Source organism: Photorhabdus africana (assembly GCF_035181445.1).
Classification (GTDB): Bacteria; Pseudomonadota; Gammaproteobacteria; order Enterobacterales; family Enterobacteriaceae; genus Photorhabdus; species Photorhabdus laumondii.
The window spans coordinates 1-2,618 of the sequence record NZ_JAXBVE010000105.1 but is presented as its reverse complement, the minus strand read 5'-3'; the positions used below and the strand labels follow the sequence as shown (position 1 = coordinate 2,618).

Annotated in this window: 1 pseudogene; it reads right to left on the bottom strand. The window is 56.6% G+C overall.

What is annotated here, in order from left to right:
* A pseudogene (locus SLS51_RS22815) lies at positions 1–2,618 on the bottom strand (hemagglutinin repeat-containing protein); the annotation flags it as partial.

Genomic DNA, 2,618 nt, shown 5'->3' with positions numbered 1-2,618 from the left:
AGTCCGGGTGTACTGATATTCGTAAAAATCATTACTGCCGCTGCCGTCCGGCATGATGGCATCGTGCACGCCGTATTTATTGTGGCGGGAAGTGTCCACCTGCGACCAGTCGTAACGGGTGGTCTGGCCGCTCAATACCGCGTCGTGATGGGGCGATTTTTCCGTTTCGACGACCTGAGTCACCAACCCGGCGTTGGTATTGTTAATCCGGTCAGCCTGAATCTTCAGGTTGTTCCCGGCTTCAATCGTCGCGGCGTGATTATTGAGTTCACCGGCTTGACCGGTGGCCGTCAGGGTGTTATCCAACCGGCCGCCGATGTGCAGGTCGCCCACGCTGTAAATCTGGGCATGGTCACGGTTGTTCAGTGTGCCGGTGCCAATATCCAGCCAGTCACGCGCCGCAATCACCGCGGCTTTGCCGTTTTGTGCGGTGTTATTCAACGTGCCCGTCTGGAGAGCAAGTTGGTCACCGTAAATACGCCCGGTACCCATGTTGTTCAGGGTATTAGCCGTGAGGTGGGTCAGGCCGCCGTCAATCAGTCCGGTGTTGTTCAGCGTATCGTGGACCTGGATTTGTGTTTGTCCGGCGCTAATTTCACCGGAGGCGCTATTGGTGAGGTTGTGTGCATCAAGATGCAGCGTTTGACCGGCTTTTATCTGGCGGTCATTGATAAGATTGCCGGTCGTTTTCAGCGTCAGATTGCCATTGGCCGCGGTGTTGCCGGTATGGTGAAAATCCTCGGTTAAGGTGACCGCCATATCGCCCTGTGATAACAGTTGGCCGTCCCCACTCAGGCCATGTGCGTTAATCGTGGCCTGTTCCCCGGCAATCAGGGTGCCTTGCCGGTTGTTAATCACCAGATTCGGTTGCTGAGCCTCGCTTTTGACCGTGAGCTGTTTACCTGCGGAGACCAGCCCTTGTTCATTCTCCAGAGTCTGGCTGATGTTCGCCTGCAAGTGGTTGGCCGCCCGTAAAGCGCCCTGACTGTTGTCCACCTGTTGGGCGTTTACCGTCAGGTTTTGCGCTTCCAGTCCGTTATCAACCTGAGCTGTTTCCCGGTTAATCAAATGAGCGGTGTTCAGGGTCAATTGCTGACCGCCACGGATAAGGCCGCCGGTATTATCGGTTTGAGTGTCAACATGAAGTTGGGTGTCGCCTACCGCCTGCACCTGTCCGTGACGATTATCGAGCCGCTGGGTTTTCAGGTTGAGCGTCTCTGTCGATAACAACTTGCCGTCCCGGTTATCCAGCGCGGCGTGTCGGGTGTCAATAGCCAACTGTCCGCCTTGCAGATGACCGTGGCGATTGTCCAGTGGGCCGCTGGTGATAGTGGTCTTGCCCTCACCCATAATCTGGCCTTGTTGGTTATCCAGTAACTGGCCGTCGGTATCCAGAGTCAGGGCGTCGGCGGATTGTAAAGTGCCCTCGCGGTTGGTCAGTTGTCGGCTGTGAATGTCCAGCCCGCCATTTCCGGCAATCTGTCCCTGAGTATTATTAAGCGCAGTGCTGGTCAGCACGGTTTTGCCGTCCGCCGCGATTATGCCGCCGGTGTTGTCAACATCGCCGGTGTGCAAAGTTAAGTGTCCGCCGCTTAACAACCGGCCCGCTTTTGAGTCGGCATGGCGGGTATTGGTGAGCTTATGCCCGTGAGTATCAACGGCCATCTCGCGACCAGCCTGTAACAGCCCCGCGGTGTTGTCCAGTTGACCGCTATTTAAGGTCAGGGTGTCTTCGGCTATCACCTGTCCCGCGGTGTTGGTGAAAGGATGGCCTGTGGTCTGGCTGTGAATGTTTTGCGCCAGCAACACCCCCTGCGTGTTATCCAGCGTCTGGCTGGTCGTGGTCAGTCGGGTTTTGGCTTCAAGATGACCGTGAGCGTTTTGAATAGTTTTGCCAACGGTGAGGGTGGCGCTGTCCCCGGTGGCAACAATGTTCCCCTGACCATTATTCAGTTGGGCAGCACTGAGCTGGAGCGCATTGCCCGCTTCCAGTCGGCCCGACTGATTGTCCAGCGTGTCTTTGACCGCCAGTGTCAGCGAGCCTTTTTCGGCGGCCACGATGTTGCCGTGACGATTATCGACGGTCGTTGCTTTAAGGTTCAGGTTGCCGTTGCCCGCAAGGGTCCCGCGCTGGTTATCCAGTATCAGGGTAGTGAGGGACAAGTCATCCTTACCCTGTTGTTGCATCACGCCGCCTTGATGGCTCAGGGTGTCGGCGTTGATGGTTATCTGCCCGGCCTGAGTTTCGGCCTCGTTTAGTTGCAGTTCACCGGCCTGTATCGTCAGGGTGCCATTGGTGAGCAGCTTGCCCTTATCACCCAGCCACCGTTGCGTGTTGAGCGATAATCGACCCTGACCGGCCAACTGCACCGTCCCCTGGTTGTTATCGGCCTGATGCGCGGTGAGATGCAGGTCCTCGCCCTGACTGGCAATATTGCCCTGACGGTTGTTAAGCCGGTCAGTGGTGAGGGTCAGCCGTTTCCCCTGATTGAACACTGTCCCCTCATGGTTATTCAGGGTGCGGGTATGGAGCGCCAGTTCACCGGTCCCGGTCTGGTTAATTTTTCCTTTCAGGTTAGAGATATCCGGGGTTGTGAGGTGAATTTCCCGCGCCACTA